This is a genomic window from Mycolicibacterium palauense (assembly GCF_002592005.1).
GTDB lineage: Bacteria > Actinomycetota > Actinomycetes > Mycobacteriales > Mycobacteriaceae > Mycobacterium > Mycobacterium palauense.
In genome coordinates this window covers 35,390-56,559 of the sequence record NZ_NVQF01000019.1, presented here as the reverse complement: position 1 = coordinate 56,559, position 21,170 = coordinate 35,390, and the positions used below count along the sequence as shown (strand labels likewise).

The window sequence follows — 21,170 nt, the reverse complement described above, 5'->3', positions numbered from 1 at the left end:
CGCACGACCGCGGGCGCCCCGGACGGTGCGGGGGGATTCACGTCCGGGGCGCCATACGGGCAGTCGCTAGCTGAGGTGATGGACCTCCTGCAGCCCGTAGACCGGGGTGGGGATGCCCTCGTAGCGCGCCTTGAGCTGCAGCGCCAGGTACAGCGAGTAGTGCCGCGACTGGTGCAGGTTGCCGCCGTGGAACCAGAGGTTCTCCTGCTGGGTGGGCTTCCACATGTTGCGCTGCTCGCCCTCCCAGGGACCGGGGTCCTTGGTGGTGTCCGAGCCCAGCCCCCACACCTTGCCGACCTTGTCGGCCACGTCCTGGCCGATCAGGTCGGCGGCCCAGCCGTTCATCGAGCCGTAGCCGGTCGCATAGACCACCACGTCGGCGGGCAGTTCGGTGCCGTCGGCGAGCACCACGGCGTTCTCGGTGAGATGGTCGACCTGTCCGTGCGCCAGCTTGATCTTGCCGTCGGCCACCAGGTCGCTGGCGCCGACGTCGATGTAGTAGCCCGAGCCGCGCCGCAGGTACTTCATGAACAGCCCGGAGCCGTCGTCGCCCCAGTCCAGTTCGAAGCCGGCGGCGGTCAGCCGGTCGTAGAAGTCCCTGTCGCGTTCGCGCATCCGGTCATACAGCGGGATCTGGAACTCGTGCATGATCCGGTAGGGCAGCGAGGCGAAGGTCAGGTCGGCCTTCTCGGTCGTCGTCCCGGCGGCCAGCGCCCGCTCCGAGTACAGGTCGCCCAGGCCGATGTCCATCAGTGAGTCGGACTTGACGATGTGGGTCGAGGACCGCTGCACCATCGTCACGTCGACGCCGTTCTCGTAGAGCGCCTTGCAGATGTCGTGGGCGGAGTTGTTGGAGCCGATCACCACCACCTTCTTGCCGACGTAGGCGTCCGGGCCCGGGTGCGCGCTGGAGTGGTGCTGCTCGCCGGCGAAGACGTCCTGGCCGGGCAGGCTCGGCACACTGGGCTTGCCCGACATGCCGGTGGCCAGCACCAGCTGCGTCGGGTGCAGGGTCAGCCGCTCGCCGTCGCGGTCCACCACCACCGTCCAGGTCTTGGTCTCCTCGTCGAAGGAGGCCGACTCGCAGGTGGTCTTCGGCCAGTAGGGCACCTCCATCACCCGGGTGTAGAACTCCAGCCAGTCGCCGATCTTGTCCTTGGGTGCGAACACCGGCCAGTTCGCCGGGAACGGCAGATACGGCAGGTGGTCGTACCAGACCGGGTCGTGCAGGCACAGCGACTTGTAGCGCTTGCGCCACTGGTCGCCGGGGCGCTCGTGGCGGTCGACGACGATCGCGGGCACCCCGAGCTGGCGCAGCCGCGCGCCCAGGGCGATGCCGCCCTGCCCGCCCCCGACGACCAGCGCGTAGGGCTGCGCGGTGCGCCCGAGGTTCGCCTCCTCCTCGGCGCGTTTCTCGGCCCAGGAGCGGGGGTCGGGGTCGCTGCCGTGCACCGCGCCCAGCACCCGGGTGGCCCCCTTGGGTTCCTCGTGGCCCTTGAGTTCCTGCAGCGTGGTCAGCAGCGTCCAGGCCAGGTCGGTGCCGGTTCCGTCCTCGTCGGCCCGCAGGCGCAGGTGTCCCACCCCGCGGCCGGCGGCCGTCTCGAACTCGATGAACGCCGCGACCACGCCGCCGTCCTCGGTGGGTTCCTCACGGGTCCGGAAACCGCGGGCGTCGGTGTCGGCCAGCCGCGCGCGCAGCATCCCGGCGATCTCGTCGCGTCCCTCGACGGTCTTGATGTTCCAGGTGAACGCGACCAGGTCACGCCAGAAGCCGTCGGTGGCGAACATGGCGGTGACGCCGTCGACGTCGCGGGCGGCCAGCGCCGTCTCGAAGCCGGCCAGCCAGGTGTCGACGCGTTCCTGCGGCGAGCGGGTGCCGGTCTGCGGTTCCAGAGTTTGTGTCATGTGACCCAGGGCACACCCGCCGGGCCGGCGGCCACAAGAGTTGCACGAGGTTGCACGCCGCGGGCGTGGCCGCGCATCGGGCCCGGCGGGCTGCAACCCCCTGCAACTCTTTCCGGCTGTGGCCGCGGTCACATAGAACTGGGCGCATGAGAGCAGCTGTGTACTACGGGCCGAACAAGATCGAAGTCGACGACGTCGCCGAACCGGATCCCCGGCCGGGCACGGTCAAGCTGAAGGTGGGACTCAACGGCATCTGCGGCACCGACCTGCACGAGTACTACGCCGGACCGATCTTCGTGCCGACCGAGCCGCATCCGCTGACCCACCAGCAGCTGCCGCTGACCATCGGCCACGAGTTCTCCGGCACGGTGGTGGCCGTCGGCGGGGGCGTCACCGACTGGCAGGAGGGCGACCGGGTCGCCGTAGAACCCGTCTACAAGTGCGGCCACTGCGCGCCGTGTCGCGCGGGCAACTATAACGTGTGCCAGCAGATCGCCTTCCACGGGCTGATGTCCGACGGGGGAATGGCCGAGTTCACCATCGTGCCCACCGACATGCTGCACCGCCTGCCCGACGGCGTCTCGCTGGAACTGGGCGCCCTGGTCGAGCCGATGTCGGTGGCCTACCACGCGGCCACCCTCGGCGACGTCGCCGCCGGCGACACCGCCATGGTGTTCGGCGCCGGCCCGATCGGCATCGGCCTGTGGTTCGCGCTGCGCGGCAAGGGACTCGACGACGTGCTCGTCGTGGAGCCCTCGCCCACCCGGCGCGCCGCCATCGAGGCGCTGGGTGCGCGCACCCTGGACCCGGCGGCTCTCGACGTGCCCGCCTTCATCGCCGACCACACCCGCGGCGACGGCGCCGACGCCGTGTTCGACGCGGCGGGGGTGGCCCCCGCGGTGTCCACCGCGCTGGCGTGTGTCGGGTCGCGCAAACCGATGGTCAGCGTGGCCATCTACGAGAAGCCCCTGGAGACACCGCTGCTCAATTTGGTGATGAACGAATCCCGGATCCAGGGCTCGCTGTGCTACACCGGCGCCGACTTCGAGGCGGTCATCGCGCTGATGGCCCGGGGCGCCTACGACACCACCGGCTGGGTCACCCGGATCCCGATCGAGGACGTCATCGACGAGGGGTTCGAGGAGCTGCACGCGGGCACCAAGATGAAGGTCCTGGTCGATCCGGCCGTCTAGGGAGACAGGCATGGCGGAGACACCGAGAGGAGATCGCAGATGAGTTCACTGCACGGCAAGGTCGCGTTGGTCACCGGCGCGGGGCGCGGCATCGGCCGGGGGATCGCCCTGCGCCTGGCCCGCGACGGCGCCGACGTGGCGCTCGTGGACGTCGACGCCGAACCGGTCAACGCAGTCGCCGACGAGGTGGCCGAGATCGGCAGCAAGGCAACGACGTTCGTCGCCGACGTGAGCGAGCGCGAGCAGGTGTTCGCCGCCGTGGATCACGCCGCGGCCGCGCTGGACGGGTTCGACATCATGGTCAACAACGCCGGGGTCGCGCTGGTCGGCCCCATCGCCGACGTCACCCCGGCCGAGATCCGGCGGGTCTGGTCGATCAACGTCGACGGGGTGTTGTGGGGTATCCAGGCGGCCGTGGCGAAGTTCGCCGAACTCGGCAACAACCGGAGCGGGAAGATCAGCCGGATCATCAACGCCTCGTCCATCGCCGGTCATGACGGCTTCGCCATGCTCGGCGTGTACAGCGCCAGCAAGTTCGCGGTGCGGGCGCTGACCCAGGCCGCGGCCAAGGAGCATGCGGCCGACGGCGTCACCGTCAACGCGTACTGCCCGGGGGTGGTCGGCACCGACATGTGGGTCGAGATCGACAAGCGGTTCGCCGAACTGACCGGGGCCGCCGAGGGTGAGACCTACGAGAAGTTCGTCGGCGGAATCGCCCTGGGGCGCGCCGAGACGCCCGACGACGTGGCGGGTTTCGTGTCCTATCTGGCCGGGCCCGACGCGGCGTACATGACCGGGCAGGCCGGCCTGATCGACGGCGGGCTGGTGTACCGCTGATGGCGGTGCACCTGGCCGGGAGGATGGGGCGGACTTGGCAGCCGGTGTGATCCGGAGCACAATCGGCGGTGATGCGAGGTTCGGTGGTGCCTGAACCGGCGGTCGCCGTCGGAGAGGATCCGCGCAGCTATGCGCGGCTGATGTCGGCGGTCTACGACGCGACGATGGCCGGGCACCGGGCCCCGGCGCGCCCACGCACGGTGATCGGCGACTCCTGGCAGCGCCTGATGGCCAGCGGCATCGATCCCGACACGCACGCACCCCCGGTGGTCGAGACCGCCGCGGTCGACATGCTGCGCCGCGCCTCCGGATTGGTCGACGTGCTCGACGAGGTGTCCCGCGGGCTGGAGTCCCTGGTCGCCGAGGGCGACAACATCCTGGTCGTCGCGGACGCGCGGGGCCGGGTGCTGTGGCGCTCGGGGTCGCCGGCGGTGCTGGCCAACGCCGACCGGCTGGGGTTCGTGGAGGGCGCGCACTGGGGCGAGGGCGCGGTGGGCACCAACGCCATCGGTACCGCGCTGGTGTCCAACCGCGCGGTGCAGGTCTTCTCCGCCGAGCACTTTCTGCGCAGCCACCACTCCTGGACCTGCGCCGGCGCGCCGATCAAGGACCCACGTACCGGGCAGGTGATCGGCGTCGTCGACGTCTCCGGGCCCGCGCCCACCGTGCACCCGACCACCGTGGCACTCGTCGACGCGGTGGCCCGGCTGGCCGAGTCGCATCTGCGTGAACAACACGACCGCACCCTGAACCGCCTGCGCACCGTGGCGGCCCCGATCCTCGCCCGGATCGGGCGTCCCGCCCTGGCGGTCGACAGCGACGGGTGGGTGGCGGCGGTGGACTCGCTGCCGCTGCACAACCGCATCCTGTTGCCCGAGGACGTCGCGCCCGGCCGCAGTTGGATACCCGCCCTGGGGTTGTGCGAGGTCGAGCTGCTCCCGGGCGGGTGGTTGGTGCGTCCGGCCGCCGGCGACGACGATGTCCCCGCGGTGGCCCGGGTGGTGCTGGATCTCAGCGACCCGGCCTCGGCGTCGCTGCGGATGCACGGGCAGGTCGGCAGCTGGAGCCACGACATCACCCTGCGGCATGCGGAGATCCTGCTGGTCCTGGCCACCTTCCGGGCGGGACGTTCGGCGCCGGAGCTGGCCGCCGACCTCTACGGGGACAGCTCGCGCGTGGTGACGGTGCGCGCCGAGATGTCCCGGTTGCGCAAGCAGCTGCCGGGGCTGGTCACCGGTCGGCCCTACCGGTTCCCGGACGGCACGGTGGTCGAACTCCGCGGCCCCGCCGACCCTGCGACGCTGCTGTCGGCGTCCACCGCGCCCGCCGTGCGCGCGTTGCGCACGCTACGTTGAGCGGGTGATGGCCGACCCAGAGATCGAGGCGACCGGACTGCTGGAGGGGCTGGAGGGGTCGGCCCGTGCCGAGCGTTCCGAGCTCATCGGGTGGCTGGTGGAACGCGGCGTTGCCGTCGAGCAGATCCGCGCGTCGTTCTCACCGATGCTGCTGGCCGCGCGCCGGCTCATCGGCGACGACGGCACCTACGTGTCCACCCGCGACATCGCCGCGAAGACCGGGATGGATCTGGAGCTGGTGCAGCGGCTGCAGCGGGCGATGGGGCTTCCGGCCGTCGACGATCCGGACAGCGCCGCCTATCTGCGGGCCGACGGGGAGGCGCTCGGCCACATCGCCCGGTTCGTCTCGCTCGGCTTCGACGCCGAACACCTGCTGCAGGTCACCCGATCGCTGGCCGACGGCCTGTCGCGGGCCGCCGAGACCATGCGGTACGCGGCGCTGGCCACCGTGCTGCGGCCGGGCGCAACCGAACTCGACATCGCCCGCGACACCCGGCAGCTGGTCGCCGAGGCCGCACCACTGGTCGGGCCGATGGTCGAGGATCTGCTGTTCCTGCAACTTCGGCACGCGATGGAGACCGAGGCGGTCAACGCCACCGAGCGGGCCGAGGGAGTGCCCATGCCCGGGGCCCGGCGCATCGCCGTCGGTTTCGCCGACCTCGTCGGGTTCACCCGGCTCGGCGAACAGACCCAACCCGAGGAGCTCGAGCGGCTGGCGACCCACCTCGCCGAGCTGGCCCGGGACGTCGCCAAACCCCCGGTGCGCCTGGTCAAGACGATCGGGGACGCGGTGATGCTGGTGTCTGCCGATCCGGTGCCGTTGCTCGAGGCCATGCTGGATCTGGTGGAGGCGACCTCGGCCGACGAGAGCCTGCCCGGGGTGCGGGCCGGGATGGCCTTCGGCGAGGCGGTCAGCCGTGCCGGCGACTGGTTCGGCAGTCCGGTCAACCAGGCCAGCCGCGTGACCGGCATCGCGCGGCCGGGCTCGCTGCTACTGGCCGAGTCCGCGCGCGAGGAGATCGGTGAGGTCGAGGGTTTCCGGTGGTCCTTCGCCGGCGCCCGGCATCTCAAGGGGGTGCCGGGGGAGACCAAACTGTTCCGGGCCCGGCGCGAGGGCGACTGAACGCCCGCGCCAGGTGATCACTGCGGCGGGTGGGGCGTGCCCTCGGAGGGCTGCACGATGACGAAGCCGTTGCCCCGGAAGGCCACCTGCAGGGCCTCGCCGGACCCGCGGCCGATCAGCGCCCCGGCCTTGAAGCTCGACTTCAGCTCGGTCTGCAGGTCGGCCGACCAGGCCACCACGGCGTGGGTGTCGGCGAAGGTGGGCGCCTCGGCGGCGTCGAGCACAACCGGCGGTCCGTCGGTGGTCAGCGCCACCCACCCGGATCCGCGCACCGTGGTGTTGAACAGCCCGCCGGTGGCGATGCTGGCGCCCTTGACCCGTTCGACGTTCCAGTTCAGGCTCGCCGAGAACGCCAGCAGGTTCGCTCCGCTGATGGACAGCCCGCTGTCGGTCAGGTTCAGCAGGTGGACGTCGCAGGCGCGTTCGGCCAGGAACACGTCGCCGCGGCCCTGACACCGCATGAGCGGCAACCCCTCACCGGTCAGCGCCTTCTTGAGGAACTTGGCGGCGCCGCTGCCCTCGAAGGCGAAATCGACGTCGCCCTGGTAGGCGACCATCGAACCCTGCCGGGCCATGAAGGGTTCACCCAGGCGTACCCGCAGCATCTTGGTGTTCTGGTTGGCGATGGGCTGGGCGTTCTTCTCGCCGAATCGGCCGTCGACGAGGTCGCCGGTGATGCCGGCGAACCCGCTCGGTGCGACCGGCGCGGCGGCCGGTCGGGCGGGCGGGGACGGCGGGCCGGTCGGCGCGGCGGGTTGCGCGGCGGGCGCGCCGCCGAGCGGGGCCCGCAGCAGCTGGCCCTGGTGGGAGACCTGGTCGGTCCAGACGCGCCCGTCCCACCACCGGTAGTCGTAGCGGCCTTCGGGATCGGGCTGCCATTGGCCTGTCACTGGGTGCTCCTCGCGGTGGACCGGGCGGGGCGGATCCCAGCCCGTCCCCACCCTAGGCCAGGTCGGCCAAATTCGAAGAGCCACAAAGCCCGCCGCGCCACCACCGGGCGGCTGACGGACAGGAATCAGCGGTGGAGGCGGTGCAGCGAGTAGTCCGCGACTGGCATTCTGGTCACATGTCGGGCAAGGAGATGGACCGGGCGCGGGCGCGCAGTGCGGTCGAGGTCGTCAAAGCGCACCCCGGGATGGCGTTGTTCGCCGCGTCGCCGGTGATCGTCGCCCTCGGGGTGGTGTGGTGGGTGTTCGGTGCGGGCTGGGCCGCGGTGCTGCTGATCGCGGTGCTGCTCGGCGGCGGCGCCGCGGTGCTGCTGAAGCGGCGGCGCCGCGCTGCTGCTCAAGCGCTGAGGACCCGGGCGGGGTTTCGCCGTGGGTGAACGTCCCGTGCGCTGCGGTGTAACGGTGTAATTATGTAATTCATGAAGAGTCGTCACACCTCCGGGCGGGTCGCCGATCCCGCCAGCGAGGCGGTCAATGCCGCCGACTGGTTCGCCGGGCGCCTACCCGAGCACTGGTTCGGCGGTGACCCCACCGTGGTCGTCGACCGCGAGGAGATCACCGTGATCGGGCGACTGCCCTCCGTCGCTGACGAGGAGACGGCCGACGAGACACCCGCGCGGGCCTCGGGCCGGATCGCCCGCTTCCGCGAGGACACCCGCACCGAACGGATGCAGATCGCCGACGAGGCCGAGGACCGCTACGGGCGCAAGGTCTCCTGGGGGGTGCGGGTCGGTGCCGAGGACGCCGCCCCCGTCCTGTTCACGCATCTGGCGGTGCCGGTGATGACCCGCCTCAGACAGCCCGAGCGGCGCGTGCTGGACACCCTGGTCGACGCCGGGGTGGCGCGGTCCCGCTCGGATGCGCTGGCCTGGTCGGTGCGCCTGGTCGGCGAGCACGCCGAGGAGTGGCTGACCCGGCTGCGCACCGCGATGACCGAGGTCGAACAGCTGCGCGCGCAGGGCCCCGAGCTGTAGCCGCCGAGACTGCAACTCCTGCACGCAAAACCCGAGACGGCCCGGCAGAATCTGCAGTTTCGGCGCAGGGGTCAGGCCTGGGTCATCGCCCAGTAGGCACCCTGGCGGGCCACCAGCTGCGCGTGGGTGCCCTGCTCGACGATGCGGCCGGCGTCCATCACCAGGATCAGGTCGGCGTCGCGGATCGTCGAGAGCCGGTGGGCGATGATGAAACTGGTTCGGTCCCGGCGCAACTCGGCCATCGCCTGCTGGATCAACAACTCGGTGCGGGTGTCCACCGAGCTGGTCGCCTCGTCGAGGATCAGCAGCCGCGGCCGCGCCAGCACCGCGCGTGCGATGGTGATCAGCTGCTTCTCCCCGGCGCTGATGTTGCCGCCGTCGTCGCCGAGGCGGGTCTGGTAGCCGTCCGGCAGCGTCTGCACGAACCGGTCCACGTAGGCCGCCCGCGCCGCGGCGACGACCTGTTCCTCGGTGGCGTCCGGGCGACCGTAGGCGATGTTCTCGGCGATGGTCGCGCCGAACAACCAGGTGTCCTGCAGCACCATCCCGATCTGGGAGCGCAGCCAGCGCCGGTCCACCGCCGAGGTGTCGACCCCGTCGAGCAGAATCTGCCCGGAGTCGACGTCGTAGAACCGCATCAGCAGGTTGACCAGCGTGGTCTTGCCGGCGCCGGTCGGGCCGACGATGGCCACCGTCGCGCCCGGCTCGGCCACCAGCGAGAGGTCCTCGATCACCGGCGTGTCTGGCTGGTAGCCGAAGTCGACATGGCGGAACTCCACGCGCGGCGGTCCGGCCGGCACCGGCGGTGACTCCGGGCGCTCGGCGGGGAGTTCGGTCTCGTCGAGGAACTCGAAGACGCGTTCGGCGCTGGCCACCCCGGACTGCAGGGTGTTGTACATGCCCGCCACCTGGGTCAGCGGCTGGTTGAACTGACGGACGTACTGGATGAACGCCTGGATGCTGCCCAACGTGATCTGCCCGGTGGCCACCTGCAGGCCGCCGATGACCGCGACGGCGACGTAACTGAGGTTGCCGACGAACATCGTCGCCGGCGAGATCAGGCCGGAGAAGAACTGCGCCCCGAACGACGCGTGGAAGACGTCGTCGTTGTACTCGCGGAACTGGGCCCGCGCCCCCGCGCGGTGCCCGAACGTCTTGACGATGGTGAAACCGCTGTAGGTCTCCTCGATGTGGGCGTTGAGCCGACCGGTGTTGCGCCACTGCGCCAGGAACAGCTTCTGCGAACGGCGGGTCACCGTCCGGGTGATCCACAGCGACAACGGAACCGTCGCCACGGTGATCAACGCCAGCAGCGGCGAGATGGTCAGCATCATCGCCAGGACGGCGACCACGGTCAGCACCGAGCTCAGCAGCTGGCTGATCGTCATCGACACCGAGGTCTGGATGTTGTCGACGTCGTTGGTCACCCGGCTCAGCAGTTCGCCACGCTGACGGGAGTCGAAGTGCGACAAGGGCAGCCGGTGCACCTTGTCCTCGACGTCGGAGCGCAGGGCGACCATGGTGCGCTGCACGGCGACGTTGAGCAGCCGGGCCTGAATCCAGACCAGCAGCGCGGCAACGAGATACAAACCGAGCGCGAGCAGCAGCGTGCGGCCCACCGCCGCGAAGTCGATGCCCTGACCGGGTACGACGTTCATGCCCGAGATCAGGTCGGCGAAGGTCGTGTCGCCGCGTGCGCGGGCCGCCTCGATCGCCTGCTGTTTGGTCAGCCCGGCCGGAAGCTGACGGCCGATCACCCCGTTGAACAGCAGGTCGGTGGCGTGGCCCAGGATCCGCGGGCCGACCACGCCGATGCCGATGCCCAGCATCGAGAGCACGAGCACCGCGACGGTCAGCCCCCGTTGCGGGGTGAGCCGGCGCAGCAGCCGCGACACGGTTCCGGAGAAGTTCCGCGACCGGTCGGCGGGGGCCTGCTGCATGCGCAGCGCCCCCCGCATCGGCCCACTCATGACGGCCCACTCATGACGGCCCACTCATGACGGCCCCCCGGCGCCCGCGCCGAGCGCCTGGGAATCGGCGAACTCGGTATAGGCCGGGCACGTCCGCAACAGGGTCTCGTGGGTTCCGGCGCCCACGACCCGGCCACCGTCGACGACGATGACGTGGTCGGCTTCGATCACCGTGGAGATGCGTTGCGCGACGATGATGACCGTGGCCCCGGCGGCGGTGTCGCGCAGCCGCTCGCGCACCAGGGCGTCGGTGTGCACGTCCAGCGCCGAGAACGCGTCGTCGAACAGATAGATCGCCGGTGCGCGGATCACCGCACGCGCGATCGCCAGCCGCTGGCGCTGGCCGCCGGAGAAGTTCGCCCCGCCCTGAGCCACCCGGCGCGCCAGCCCGTCCGGGTGGGCGGCGACGAAGTCGTCGGCGGCGGCGACGCGCAGCGCGGCCCACATCTGTTCCTCGGTGGCCTCGGCCCGGCCGTAGCGCAGATTGTCGGCGACCGTGCCGGAGAACAGGTACCCGCGCTGGGGCACCAGCCCGATCGTCGACCACAGCCGTTCGGTGCGGTAGTCGCGCACGTCGACACCGTCGATGCGCACCGAACCGGTGGTGACGTCGTGGAGCCGGCAGATCAGCGACACCAGGGTCGACTTACCCGACCCGGTGCTGCCCACCACGGCCGTGGTGGTCCCGGGGACGGCGGTGAACGAGACCCCCGACAGCACGGGTCGATCCGCGCCCGGGTAGCTGAAGCCGACGTCGTGCAGGCGGACGAGGCCGCCGCCGGCGCCCTCGGGCTCCCGCGGGTGTACCGGGTCGGCGATGGCCGGGGTGGTCGAGAGCACCGCGGTGACGCGTTCGGCGCAGGCCGCGGCGCGCGGCCAGATGGCCATGAACATCGTGGCCATCAGGACCGCCATCAGGATCTGCATGAAATAGGACAGGAAGGCGATCAGCGACCCGACCTGCATGTGCCCGGCGTCGATGCGCATCCCGCCGAACCAGATCAGGGCCACCGAGGACAGGTTGATCGTCAGGGTCGTCACCGGCAGCATCAGCGCCTGCCAGCGGCCGGCCTCCAGGGCGGTGTCCGACAGCGCGGTGTTGGCCCGGGCGAAGCGCTGCCGCTCGAACGGTTCCCGCGCGAAGGCGCGGATCACCCGGATCCCCGCGAGCTGCTCGCGCATCACCCGGTTGATGCCGTCGATCAGCTGCTGCATGTTGCGGAACACGGGCAGCAGGTGGCTGATGATCCAGTAGTTGGCCAGTCCCAGCACCGGAACGCTGACCAGCAACAGCCACGACAGCCCGGCGTCCTGGTGGATCGCCATCAGCACGCCGCCCACGGACATGATCGGCGCGGTGACCAGCATCGTGAACGTCATCTGCACCAGCGTCTGGATCTGCTGGACGTCGTTGGTGGTGCGGGTCAGCAGCGAGGGCGCGCCGAAGCGGGCGGTCTCGTGCGCCGAGAAGCTCGTGACGTGGTGGAACATCGCCGTGCGCAGATCCCGGCCGAAGCTGGTCCCGGTGCGGGCGCCGAAGTACACCGCCCCGACCGCGCACACCACCTGCAGGGCGGTCACCGCCAGCATCACCGCGCCGAGGCGCACGATGGTCGCCGTGTCGCCCTTGGCGACGCCGTCGTCGATGATCGTGGCGTTGACCGTCGGCAGGTACAGCGACGCCAGCGTGCTGATCAGCTGCAGCGTCATCACCGCCGCGACCAGCCGCCGGTACGGCCGCACGTACTGTCGCAGTAGGGCCAGCAGCATCTGGCTACTGTCGCACACCGCACTGCAGGTGGGCCTGGGACGCTCCGCCCGCGAGCGCGTCGGGGAGCTCCCCGGTCCGACACAGTGAACCTGCAGGTCAACGCGCGTGTCGGTATTGGCCCGGAGGTGTGGCCGCTACAGTGCATGCTGTGACGATCAGGAGGTACGCGGACCGGTGAGGCGCAAGATCAGGGCGCTGGCGGTGGCGGCCGTCGCGACGCTTCCCGTGCTCGCGGGCTGCTCCGGCGACAACCCCGACAACCCCAACCAGCCCCAGCCCGGCTCCGATGCGCCGGTCGCGCCGGCGCAGGCCGTGCACGGCCCCACGTTCCCGGAGTGCGGCGGGGTCAGCGACCAGACCGTGCAGCAGCTGACCAAGGTGCCCGGGCTGGTCAACACCGCCAAGAACTCCGTGGGGTGTCAGTGGCTGGTCAACGGCGGCATCGTCGGCCCGCACTTCTCGTTCACCTGGTTCCGCGGCAGCCCCATCGGCCGGGAACGCAAGACCGAGGAACTGTCGCGGACCAGCGTCGAGGACATCTCGGTGGAGGGCCACGACGGGTTCGTCGCGATCGGCACCGACCCGACGCTCGGGGACAATCTGTGCGAGATCGGCATCCAGTTCAACGACGACTTCATCGAGTGGTCGGTGAGCTTCGCCTCGCAGCCCTTCCCCGATCCCTGCGACGTCGCCCAGGAACTGACCGCGCAATCGATTCGGAACGCGAAATGAACCGGATTTCCTCCCACCGGCTGAAGGTCGCCGCGGCAGTGAGCGTCGCGGCGCTGACCCTGCTCACCGGGTGCGCCAGATCGGTCGAGGGCACCGCGATGAAGGAGGGCGCCGCCGGGGTGCCCCGCAACAACGACTCCCAGCAGACCTACCCCAATCTGCTCAAGGAGTGCGACGTGCTCACCGAGGACATCCTGGCCAAGACGGTCGGCGCCGACCCGCTGGACATCCAGAGCACGTTCGTCGGCGCGGTCTGCCGCTGGCAGGCGGCCAACCCGGCCGGGCTCATCGACATCACCCGGTTCTGGTTCGAGGAGGGCAGCCTCGACAACGAGCGCAAGGTGGCCCAGGCGCTGAACTACCAGGTCGAAGACCGCCGGATCGCCGGGGTCTCCTCCATCGTGATGCGCTCCGGCGGACCCAACGGCGGGTGCGGGGTGGCCAGCGACGCCGCCGGCGTGGTCGGTTGGTGGGTCAACCCGCAGACCGCCGGCATCGATGCCTGCGGCCAGGCGATCAAACTGATGGAATTGACCCTGGCCACCAACTCCTAACGGCCCGCATCGTCGGGGAGCGGGGGTCTCCGGTGCCGGCCGGGATCCGGACATGCAGGACCGGAATCCGGACATGCGGGAGAGGTGGGCAGACCCATGGCCGGGACCGGGACCGGGGCCGAGCGCATCGTCGCGGATTTCCTCGCGGCGTGGAAACGCGGTGACGTCGAGGAGTTGCTGGCATTCTTCGCCGCCGACGCGGTGTGGCAGCCGGGGCCGCTGAAGCCGGTGGAGGGGACCGCGGCGCTGCGCGAGGCGATGGTGGAGTGGATCGCCGGGGCGGCGGGCATTCGTGTCGACGTCCGCCACACGGTGTCGGACGGCACGGTCGTCATGCACGAGCGGACCGACCGGTTCACCCTCGACGGTCAGGAGATCGAGACACCCGTGGCCGCGGTGTTCGAGGTCGCCGACGGCCGCATCACCGCCTGGCGCGAGTACTTCGACATGTCGCCGTTCGTCGGCGGCTGATCACGGCCCGTCGCGGCCACCTAGCGCGGAACGAAGAACGTCTCCAGCACGGCGCCGCCGAGCCCCAGGTCGCCCCACGGGCCCGGCACCCGCAACACCGCCATCGCCGAGGTGGGGTACTTCGTCGAGATGCGCTCGGCGGCGGTCTCGTTGCTGCCGGGCGCCCCGGCGAGCCCGAGCGCGACCTGCGAGATCGCGGGCTCATGCCCGATGACCAGCAGCGTGCGCACATCGAAGTCGAAGTCGCCGGCCGCGGAGTTGATCACCTCGATGAGCCCGCCCGGGGTGGCGCCGTAGAGGCGCTCCACGAACCGCACCGGCGCCTCGACGCCGGTGCGGTCCAGGGTCTCGCGGGTCCGGGTGGCCGTCGAGCACAGCACCGCCTGGACCGGACGGCCGAGGGGTGCCTCCGCGCGCAGCCAGTCGCCGGCCAGCCCGGCCTCGCGCCGGCCGCGTGCCGCCAGCGGCCGGTCGTGGTCGGCCACCCCGTCGGGATAGTCCGACTTCGCGTGCCGGAGCAGGATCAGCGTCCGTGGTTCCTCACTCACGCGCCCCACCGTACGAGCCGGCGTGGTGGTGCGCAGCCCCCCGCGCGTATTCCGGGCCCGGGGGCCGACGCGCGCCGCGGTTGCCCTGATCTGTCGGGGCCCGGTCCTAAACTCGCGATGCCGGTACGGGGCACACCAGATGGGGCCTCGATGGACACAGCACGGGAAGGGGCGGCACCGTAATGCGATTCGTGCACACCGCCGATTGGCAGCTCGGGATGACCCGGCACTTCCTGGAGGGTGAGGCCCAGCCGCGCTACTCGGCGGCCCGGCGGGACGCGGTGGCGGGCCTGGGCCGGCTGGCCGCCGACACCGGTGCCGAGTTCGTGGTGGTGGCCGGCGATGTCTTCGAGGACAACCAGCTCGACCCGCGCGTCGTCAGCCAGTCCCTGGAGGCCATGCGCGGCGTGGGCGTCCCGGTGTTCCTGCTGCCGGGCAACCACGATCCCCTCGACGCCTGCTCGGTCTACACCAGTGCCCTGTTCACCACCGAACGCCCGGACAACGTGACGGTGCTCGACCGCGCCGGGGTGCACGAGGTGCGCCCGGGCGTCGAGATCGTGGCCGCCCCGTGGCGCTCCAAACGCCCGACCACCGACCTGGCCGCCGAGGCGCTGGCGGGGCTGCCCGCCGGCGGCGCCACCCGCATCCTGGTCGCCCACGGCGGGGTCGACGTCCTCGACCCGGATCCCACCCGGCCGTCGCTGATCCGGCTGGGCGGGCTCGCCGACGCCCTGCGCGACGGCGTCGTGCACTACGTGGCGCTGGGGGACAAGCACTCCCGCACCGAGGTCGGTGACACCGGCCGGATCTGGTACTCGGGTTCGCCCGAGGTGACCAACTACGACGACATCGAGGCCGATCCCGGCCACGTGCTGGTGGTCGACGTCGACGAGACCGACCCCGGGCGGCCGGTGTCGGTGACCCCCCACCGCGTCGGTCGGTGGCGCTTCCTGACCCTGCGGTTCGACGTGGACAGCAGCCGCGACATCGCCGATCTGGACATGAACCTCGACCTGCTGGCCGACAAGGACCGCACGGTGGTGCGGTTGATGCTGACCGGCACGCTGACGGTCACGGACCGGGCGGCCCTGGACGCCTGCCTGGACAAGTACTCCCGCCTGTTCGCCTGGGTGGGTCTCTGGGAGCGCCACTGCGACCTGGCGGTGGTGCCCGCCGACGGTGAGTTCGCCGACCTGGGCATCGGCGGGTTCGCGGCCTCGGCGGTCGACGAGCTGATGGCCTCGGCGCGCTCGGAGGACGACGCCGGAGCCCAGGACGCCCAGGCGGCGCTGGCGTTGCTGCTGCGGTTGGCCGGCCCGAGAAGCGGTGCCGCATGAGACTGCACCGGCTGACACTGACCAACTACCGCGGAATCGACCACCGCGACATCGAGTTCCCCGAACAGGGCGTGACCGTGGTGTCGGGGGCCAACGAGGCGGGCAAGTCCTCGATGATCGAGGCGCTGGATCTGCTGCTGCACTCCAAGGACCGCTCCACCAGGAAGGACGTCAAGGCGGTCAAGCCCACCCACGCCGACGTCGGCGCCGAGGTGTGCGCGGAGATGAGCACCGGCCCGTATCGATTCGTCTATCGCAAACGCTTCCACAAGAAGTGCGAGACCGAACTGACCGTCCTGGCTCCGCGGCGCGCCCAGCTCACCGGTGACGAGGCGCACGAGCGGGTGCTGACGATGTTCGCCGAGACCGTCGACACCGGCCTGTGGCAGGCGCAGCGGGTGCTGCAGTCGGCCGCCACCACGGCCGTCGACCTGTCCGGATGCGATGCGCTGGCACGCGCACTGGATGTCGCCGCGGGCGAGACCGAGTCCACGCCGTCGGGTGCCGAACCGCTGCTCATCGAGCGCATCGACGCGGAGTACGCGCGGTACTTCACCGCCACGGGCCGGCCCACCGGTGAGTGGGCCGCGGCCAACGGCGCGCTGCGGGCCGCCGAGGCCGACGTGCAGCGATGCCGGGCGGCCGTGGCCGAGGTCGAGGAGCGGGCGGACCGGCACGCCGCCCTGAGCGCCGAACTCGGCGGTCTCGATCAGCGCCGGAGCACCGTTCGCTCCCGCCGGGAGGCCGCCGAGCTCGCGGCGGAGGCCGTCGACGCGCTGGCGGGGGAGGTCGAGGCGGCCCGTGCCGCGCACACCGCCGCGGAGGCCGCCGCGACCGCCGCGGCCGACGCCCACCAGGACCGGCTCAGGCTGTGCGCGGAGGTCGAGTCCCGTCGGGCCGCACTGGCCGGCGCCGAGGTCGCGGCGGTCGAAGCGGCGGAGGCCGAGGCCACCGGGAAACAGGTGGTGGTGGCCGCCGAGGAGGCGGTGGCCGCCGCGGCCGAGGCGCAGCAGCGGGCCGAGCGCCGCGCCGAGACCGCCGCGCGGCAGGTCGACGGGCTGGCCGCCCGCGCCGAGCGCGAGCGCCTGACGGCCCGGCTCGAGCGCATCGAGGAGACCGGGCACGAGATCGACCGGGTTGCCGACCGGCTGGTGGCCATCACTCTCACGGACACGGCGATCGGCGACATCGAGAACGCGGCGACGGCGGCCGAGGTGGCCCGGGCACGGGCCGAGCAGGTGTCGGCGTCGCTGACCTTCACCGCCGAGCAGGATCTGGAATTCACCGTCGGGGACCGGACGGTCACCCTGACGGCCGGTCAGTCCTGGTCGGCCACCGTGGCCGACGCGACGGTGATCCGGCTGCCCGCAGTGCTGACCACGAAGGTCGAACCCGGTGCCACGGCCGCGGACATGCACGCTAAAGCGGTTGCCGCACAACGGAAGCTGGATGATCTGCTGGCCGCGGTCGGGGTGCCCGACGTCGCCGGGGCCCGCGAGCTGGATCGCCGGCGCCGCGACCTGCTCGCCGCCCGGGACCGCCTGGCCGCCACCGCGGCGGGGCTGCGCGGCGACGACGACGTCGACGCCCTGCGCGACCGCCTGGCCGAACTGCGGGCACGCGAGGCCGGGGAGGCCGCCCCGGCCGGTGCCGTCACCGATCTGGCCTCCGCGCGCGCGGAGCTGCAGGACGCCCGGGAGCTGCTGCGGCGGACCGGTGCCGAGTGCGCCACTCGGCGCAAGGTGCTCGACGCCGCGATCGCCCAGCTCTCCGAGCGGTCCACCCGCGCAACGGTTTCCAGGGACCGTGTCGCGTCGGCGGCAGCGGAGCTCGAGGTGGTGTGCACCCGCCTGGCCGGCGAGCGCGACCGGGTGACCGACGAGCAGCTGACCGAACGCTCGCTGGCCGCCGCCGGTGCGGCCGAGCGGGCCGGCGAGCTGGTGACGGCGCTGTCCCAGCGGCTGGCCGCCGCGGGTCCGGGGGAGGTGCAGGCGGAGCTGGCCACGGCCCGGGCCGACGACGAGGAACTGAACTGCCGGTACGAGTCGTCGGCCGCCGAGCTGCACGACCTCGGGGTCGAACTGGCGGTGTTCGGCGCCGAGGGGCGCACCGGGAAGCTGGACGCCGCGCTGATCGCGCTGGAGCACGCGGCTACCGCGCACGCCCGTGTCCGGCACCGCGCGCAGGCGGTGCAGCTGTTGCGGTCGGTGATGAGCCGCCACCGCGACACCGCCCGGCTGCGCTACGTCGAACCGTTCCGCACCGAGATCCAGCGACTCGGGTGCACCGTGTTCGGTCCCACCTTCGAGGTCGACGTCGACAGTGATCTGCGGATCTGCAGCCGAACCCTCGACGGCCGGACGGTCCCGTTCGACTCGCTGTCCGGTGGTGCGCGCGAACAGCTCGGGGTGATCGCGCGCCTGGCGGTTGCGGCGCTGGTCGACAAACAGGACGCGGTGCCGGTGATGATCGACGACGCCCTGGGGTTCACCGATGCCGATCGGTTGACCAAAATGGGCCGGGTGCTCGACGTCGCGGGTGCGCACGGCCAGGTCATCGTGTTGACCTGCCTGCCGGACCGTTACCGTGGCGTTGAGGGGGCCCACCACATCGAAGTGAGCGCTTCGAAGCAGAGCGCATAGAACCAGAGCGCATCGAAGTCGAGCGCAGAGCCCGGAGGCCGCACATGGATCAGATCGCCGACTACGTCATCGTCGGCACCGGCTCGGCGGGGGCGGTGCTGGCCCACCGCCTCAGCGCGGACCCCGCCGTGTCGGTGGTGGCGCTGGAGGCCGGGCCGGCCGACGCGGACCGGTTCGTGCGCATCCCGGCGGCGTTCGCCAAACTGTTCCGGTCCCCGCTGGACTGGGACTACCTGACCGAGGCGCAGCCGCAGGTCGGCGACCGGCGTTTCTACTGGCCCCGCGGCAAGATGCTCGGCGGAAGCTCCTCGATGAACGCCATGATGTGGGTGCGTGGGTTCGCCGCCGACTACGACGAGTGGGCCGCACACGCCGGGGACGCATGGTCCTTCGCCGCGGTCGCGAAGCTTTTCGACCGGATCGAGGGGGGAGCGCTGCACATCGAGGCGCAGCGCAGCCCGCGGCGTTCGACCACCCAGTGGCTCACCGCCGTTCAACAGGCGGGATACCCCGTCGAACTGCCGAACCGGGACACTCCCGGCGGCTTCGCCCAGACCGCGGTGTGCCAACGGCGCGGTGCCCGGTGGAGCAGTGCCGACGGCTACCTGCGGCCCGCGTTGCAGCGGGACAACCTCACCGTGCTCACCGGGGCGGCGGCCACCCGGGTGCTGGTGGACGACGGGCGCGCGGTCGGGGTGGAGATCGACCAGCGCGGCCGGCGCCGCGTGGTGCGGGCCCGCCGCGAGGTCATCCTCTCGGCCGGGGCCGTCAACACACCGAAACTGTTGCTGCTCTCCGGCATCGGGGACCGCGACCACCTCGACGACCACGGTGTGCCGGTGGTGCGCCACACCCCCGAGGTCGGTCGCAACCTGCAGGACCACCTGGTCGTCCCGCTCGGCTTCGAGGTCGCCGGCGACTCACTGTTCGACGCCGAGAGGCCGCGGCAGCTGGCGGCCTACCTGTTGCGCCGCCGCGGCATGCTCACCTCGAACATCGGTGAGGCCTACGGCTTCATCCGCAGCCGCCCCGACCTGGAGCTGCCCGACCTGGAGCTCATCTTCGCCCCGGCGCCGTTCTTCGACGAGGGCCTGGGCACCCCGACCGCCCACGCGGTGGTGTTCGGTCCCATCCTGGTCAAGCCGCACAGCCGCGGCCGGGTCGGGTTACGCTCGGCCGACCCGCTCGCCAAGCCCGTCATCGACCCGCGCTACCTCAGCGACCCCGAGGGCCGGGACCGCGCCGCGATGATGGCCGGCCTGCAGGCGTGTGCCCGCATCGCCGAGACCGCGGCCATGAAGCGGCTCATCACCGGGATCGCCCGCCCGCGCGACACCGACACCCTCGACGACGCCGCGCTGCAGCGCGCGCTGCAGGAGTGCTCGCACACGCTCTATCACCCGGTGGGCACCTGCCGGATGGGCACCGACGAGCACAGCGTCGTGGATCCTGAGCTGCGCGTGCGCGGCATAGAGGGTCTGCGGGTCGCCGACGCCTCGGTGATGCCGACCATCATCCGTGGCCACACCCACGCACCGAGCGTGGTCATCGGGGAGCGGGCCGCCGAGCTGATCCGGTCCTGACGGCCGGCCCCGGCCGGCGTCATCGCGACGGACGTGCCCCGGCCGGGCGGGCCGCCCGCAGATCGCCGAGGCGGTCCCGCTCGGCCCCCGACTGCGCGAGCCTGACCAGCGTGCGCGCCAGCATCACCGCGCCGTCGAGCACGGCGGCGTCGCCGCTGGGCCCGGCGGCGGCGCGGGCGAAGGCGGTCTGGTGGATCGAGGCGCCGTGGGCGTCGATGCCCACGATCGGGTGGATGGCCGGCATCGCCTGGCTGACATTGCCCATGTCGGTCGACCCGAACGGGGAGCTCGCCGCGACCTGCGGACTGACCGGGACCCGGCCCTGCCGCAGCATCTCGTCGGCGACGATGCCGGACAGCCACGCATCGGGTGTCAGCTCCAGATAGCGCGGTTCGGTGTCGAGGGTCGAGAACTCGCAGCCGGCGGCCAGCGCACCGGCCCGCAGACAATCGGTCACCCTGTCGCGCAGCTCGTCGAGCGACGGCGTGGTGTCGGCGCGCATGATGTAGCGCATCGCCGCGTGGGCGGGGATCACATTCGGGGCCTGACCGCCCTCGGTGACGATGCCGTGCACCATCTGGCCCGGGGCCAGGTGCTGACGCAACAGTCCGATCGCGACCTGGGCGACCGTGGCCGCGTCGGCGGCATTGCGCCCGGCGTAGGGGGCCACCGCCGCGTGGGCCTCCCGGCCGGTGAAGTCGACCGCGACATCGGACAGCGCCAGGGAGCGGGGGCAGGCGATGTCGCGCGGCCCCGGATGGATCATCGCGGCGGCGGCAATGTCGTCGAATGCCCCGGCCTCCAGCAGCAGCACCTTGCCCCCGCCGGCCTCCTCCGCCGGCGTGCCGAGCAGGACGACGGTCAGGTCGAGGGTGTCGGCGACCTCGGCCAGGGCCAGGGCGGCGCCCACCCCGGCCGCGGCGATGATGTTGTGCCCACAGGCGTGCCCGATCTCGGGCAGTGCGTCGTACTCCGCGCAGACGCCGAGCACCAGCGAGCCGCTGCCGTAGACGGCGCGGAACGCGGTCGGGACCCCGCCCGGCGCCGGCGTGATCTCGAACCCCTGCTCGGCCGCCAACGCCTGCGTCTTGGCGCAGCTGCGGTGCTCGTCGAAGGCGAGTTCGGGTTCGGCGTGAAGCGAGTGCGACAACTCGAGGAGATCGCGGCGACGGCGCTGCACCTCCGCGTCGACGGTGGTCAGCGGATCGCGGTGGCTCATGTGGTG

The 21,170-nt window shown here is 71.7% G+C and carries 18 protein-coding genes; 12 read left to right on the top strand and 6 right to left on the bottom strand.

What is annotated here, in order from left to right:
- Nucleotides 1-66: 66 nt before the first annotated feature.
- Entirely contained in the window at nt 67-1,905 is a 1,839-nt protein-coding gene (locus CSR00_RS10280) for an NAD(P)/FAD-dependent oxidoreductase (RefSeq protein WP_099022300.1), read from the bottom strand.
- Nucleotides 1,906-2,051: 146 nt separating this feature from the next.
- On the opposite strand from CSR00_RS10280, the gene CSR00_RS10275 reads away from it, so the two are divergent.
- The 4 genes from CSR00_RS10275 to CSR00_RS10260 all read left to right on the top strand — a co-directional run bounded on the left by CSR00_RS10275 (nt 2,052) and on the right by CSR00_RS10260 (nt 6,413).
- Nucleotides 2,052-3,098, top strand: a complete 1,047-nt coding sequence (locus CSR00_RS10275) for a 2,3-butanediol dehydrogenase (RefSeq protein ID WP_099022299.1) — start codon at nt 2,052-2,054, stop codon at nt 3,096-3,098.
- Nucleotides 3,099-3,137: 39 nt separating this feature from the next.
- The gene (locus CSR00_RS10270; protein ID WP_099022298.1) at nt 3,138-3,935 is read left to right on the top strand and encodes an acetoin reductase; all 798 of its coding nucleotides are present in this window, start codon (nt 3,138-3,140) and stop codon (nt 3,933-3,935) included.
- A gap of 71 nt (nt 3,936-4,006) precedes the next feature.
- Nucleotides 4,007-5,290, top strand: a complete 1,284-nt coding sequence (locus CSR00_RS10265) for a GAF domain-containing protein (RefSeq protein ID WP_099022297.1) — start codon at nt 4,007-4,009, stop codon at nt 5,288-5,290.
- Nucleotides 5,291-5,297: 7 nt separating this feature from the next.
- Complete coding sequence (locus tag CSR00_RS10260; RefSeq protein ID WP_099022296.1) at nt 5,298-6,413, top strand: adenylate/guanylate cyclase domain-containing protein; 1,116 nt, start codon at nt 5,298-5,300, stop codon at nt 6,411-6,413.
- A 17-nt stretch (nt 6,414-6,430) separates the two neighbouring features.
- On the opposite strand, the gene CSR00_RS10255 is transcribed toward CSR00_RS10260, so the two are convergent.
- Nucleotides 6,431-7,303 (bottom strand): AIM24 family protein, encoded by an 873-nt coding sequence (locus CSR00_RS10255; protein WP_099022295.1) that lies wholly within the window; start codon nt 7,301-7,303, stop codon nt 6,431-6,433.
- A gap of 176 nt (nt 7,304-7,479) precedes the next feature.
- Between CSR00_RS10255 and CSR00_RS10250 the strand changes: the two genes are divergently transcribed.
- Together CSR00_RS10250 and CSR00_RS10245 are read left to right on the top strand one after the other, a co-directional pair.
- Nucleotides 7,480-7,737, top strand: coding sequence for a hypothetical protein (locus CSR00_RS10250; RefSeq protein WP_099022294.1), 258 nt, complete (start codon nt 7,480-7,482; stop codon nt 7,735-7,737).
- A 42-nt stretch (nt 7,738-7,779) separates the two neighbouring features.
- Nucleotides 7,780-8,334 (top strand): ATP-binding transcription factor AbmR, encoded by a 555-nt coding sequence (locus CSR00_RS10245; RefSeq protein WP_099022293.1) that lies wholly within the window; start codon nt 7,780-7,782, stop codon nt 8,332-8,334.
- 71 nt (nt 8,335-8,405) lie between these two features.
- Here the strand turns inward: CSR00_RS10245 and CSR00_RS10240 are convergent, their stop codons facing one another.
- Both CSR00_RS10240 and CSR00_RS10235 read right to left on the bottom strand, forming a co-directional pair.
- Nucleotides 8,406-10,304, bottom strand: a complete 1,899-nt coding sequence (locus CSR00_RS10240) for an ABC transporter ATP-binding protein (RefSeq protein ID WP_099022292.1) — start codon at nt 10,302-10,304, stop codon at nt 8,406-8,408.
- Nucleotides 10,305-10,328: 24 nt separating this feature from the next.
- Nucleotides 10,329-12,074, bottom strand: a complete 1,746-nt coding sequence (locus CSR00_RS10235; RefSeq protein ID WP_099022291.1) for an ABC transporter ATP-binding protein — start codon at nt 12,072-12,074, stop codon at nt 10,329-10,331.
- A gap of 175 nt (nt 12,075-12,249) precedes the next feature.
- Here CSR00_RS10235 and CSR00_RS10230 point away from each other — a divergent pair, with 175 nt between their 5' ends.
- The 3 genes from CSR00_RS10230 (at nt 12,250) to CSR00_RS10220 (ending at nt 13,832) form a co-directional block, all read left to right on the top strand.
- Nucleotides 12,250-12,807, top strand: coding sequence for a DUF3558 domain-containing protein (locus tag CSR00_RS10230; RefSeq protein WP_099022290.1), 558 nt, complete (start codon nt 12,250-12,252; stop codon nt 12,805-12,807).
- Nucleotides 12,804-13,361 (top strand): DUF3558 domain-containing protein, encoded by a 558-nt coding sequence (locus tag CSR00_RS10225; RefSeq protein WP_099022289.1) that lies wholly within the window; start codon nt 12,804-12,806, stop codon nt 13,359-13,361. The genes CSR00_RS10230 and CSR00_RS10225 overlap by 4 nt, the downstream gene beginning before the upstream one ends.
- A 96-nt stretch (nt 13,362-13,457) precedes the next feature.
- A complete protein-coding gene (locus CSR00_RS10220; protein ID WP_099022288.1) occupies nt 13,458-13,832 on the top strand; it encodes an SgcJ/EcaC family oxidoreductase in 375 nt (124 codons plus the stop codon).
- A gap of 20 nt (nt 13,833-13,852) precedes the next feature.
- On the opposite strand, the gene CSR00_RS10215 is transcribed toward CSR00_RS10220, so the two are convergent.
- Nucleotides 13,853-14,380, bottom strand: coding sequence for a SixA phosphatase family protein (locus CSR00_RS10215; protein ID WP_099022287.1), 528 nt, complete (start codon nt 14,378-14,380; stop codon nt 13,853-13,855).
- Between the two features lie 182 nt (nt 14,381-14,562).
- Here CSR00_RS10215 and CSR00_RS10210 point away from each other — a divergent pair, with 182 nt between their 5' ends.
- From CSR00_RS10210 to CSR00_RS10200, 3 genes are read left to right on the top strand one after another with little or no spacing between them, the layout of a single operon-like run.
- Entirely contained in the window at nt 14,563-15,720 is a 1,158-nt protein-coding gene (locus CSR00_RS10210; RefSeq protein WP_099022286.1) for a metallophosphoesterase family protein, read from the top strand.
- Nucleotides 15,717-18,362, top strand: coding sequence for an ATP-binding protein (locus tag CSR00_RS10205; protein ID WP_099022285.1), 2,646 nt, complete (start codon nt 15,717-15,719; stop codon nt 18,360-18,362). Before CSR00_RS10210 ends, CSR00_RS10205 begins: the two co-directional genes overlap by 4 nt.
- Nucleotides 18,363-18,406: 44 nt before the next feature.
- Nucleotides 18,407-19,945, top strand: coding sequence for a GMC family oxidoreductase (locus CSR00_RS10200; RefSeq protein WP_099022284.1), 1,539 nt, complete (start codon nt 18,407-18,409; stop codon nt 19,943-19,945).
- Between the two features lie 19 nt (nt 19,946-19,964).
- Here CSR00_RS10200 and CSR00_RS10195 read toward each other — a convergent pair whose 3' ends face one another.
- Nucleotides 19,965-21,164, bottom strand: coding sequence for a M20 family metallopeptidase (locus CSR00_RS10195; protein ID WP_099022283.1), 1,200 nt, complete (start codon nt 21,162-21,164; stop codon nt 19,965-19,967).
- Between the last annotated feature and the right edge of the window lie 6 nt (nt 21,165-21,170).

Bases quoted from the DNA above. Each gene is read 5' to 3' on its own strand.
- CSR00_RS10195 (WP_099022283.1), bottom strand. From the start codon at position 21,164: ATGAGCCACCGCGATCCGCTGACCACCGTCGACGCGGAGGTGCAGCGC.
- CSR00_RS10250 (WP_099022294.1), top strand. From the start codon at position 7,480: ATGTCGGGCAAGGAGATGGACCGGGCGCGGGCGCGCAGTGCGGTCGAG.
- CSR00_RS10205 (WP_099022285.1), top strand. From the start codon at position 15,717: ATGAGACTGCACCGGCTGACACTGACCAACTACCGCGGAATCGACCAC.
- CSR00_RS10260 (WP_099022296.1), top strand. From the start codon at position 5,298: ATGGCCGACCCAGAGATCGAGGCGACCGGACTGCTGGAGGGGCTGGAG.
- CSR00_RS10245 (WP_099022293.1), top strand. From the start codon at position 7,780: ATGAAGAGTCGTCACACCTCCGGGCGGGTCGCCGATCCCGCCAGCGAG.
- CSR00_RS10235 (WP_099022291.1), bottom strand. From the start codon at position 12,074: ATGCTGCTGGCCCTACTGCGACAGTACGTGCGGCCGTACCGGCGGCTG.
- CSR00_RS10225 (WP_099022289.1), top strand. From the start codon at position 12,804: ATGAACCGGATTTCCTCCCACCGGCTGAAGGTCGCCGCGGCAGTGAGC.
- CSR00_RS10280 (WP_099022300.1), bottom strand. From the start codon at position 1,905: ATGACACAAACTCTGGAACCGCAGACCGGCACCCGCTCGCCGCAGGAA.
- CSR00_RS10200 (WP_099022284.1), top strand. From the start codon at position 18,407: ATGGATCAGATCGCCGACTACGTCATCGTCGGCACCGGCTCGGCGGGG.
- CSR00_RS10210 (WP_099022286.1), top strand. From the start codon at position 14,563: ATGCGATTCGTGCACACCGCCGATTGGCAGCTCGGGATGACCCGGCAC.
- CSR00_RS10270 (WP_099022298.1), top strand. From the start codon at position 3,138: ATGAGTTCACTGCACGGCAAGGTCGCGTTGGTCACCGGCGCGGGGCGC.
- CSR00_RS10240 (WP_099022292.1), bottom strand. From the start codon at position 10,304: ATGAGTGGGCCGATGCGGGGGGCGCTGCGCATGCAGCAGGCCCCCGCC.
- CSR00_RS10275 (WP_099022299.1), top strand. From the start codon at position 2,052: ATGAGAGCAGCTGTGTACTACGGGCCGAACAAGATCGAAGTCGACGAC.
- CSR00_RS10265 (WP_099022297.1), top strand. From the start codon at position 4,007: ATGCGAGGTTCGGTGGTGCCTGAACCGGCGGTCGCCGTCGGAGAGGAT.
- CSR00_RS10220 (WP_099022288.1), top strand. From the start codon at position 13,458: ATGGCCGGGACCGGGACCGGGGCCGAGCGCATCGTCGCGGATTTCCTC.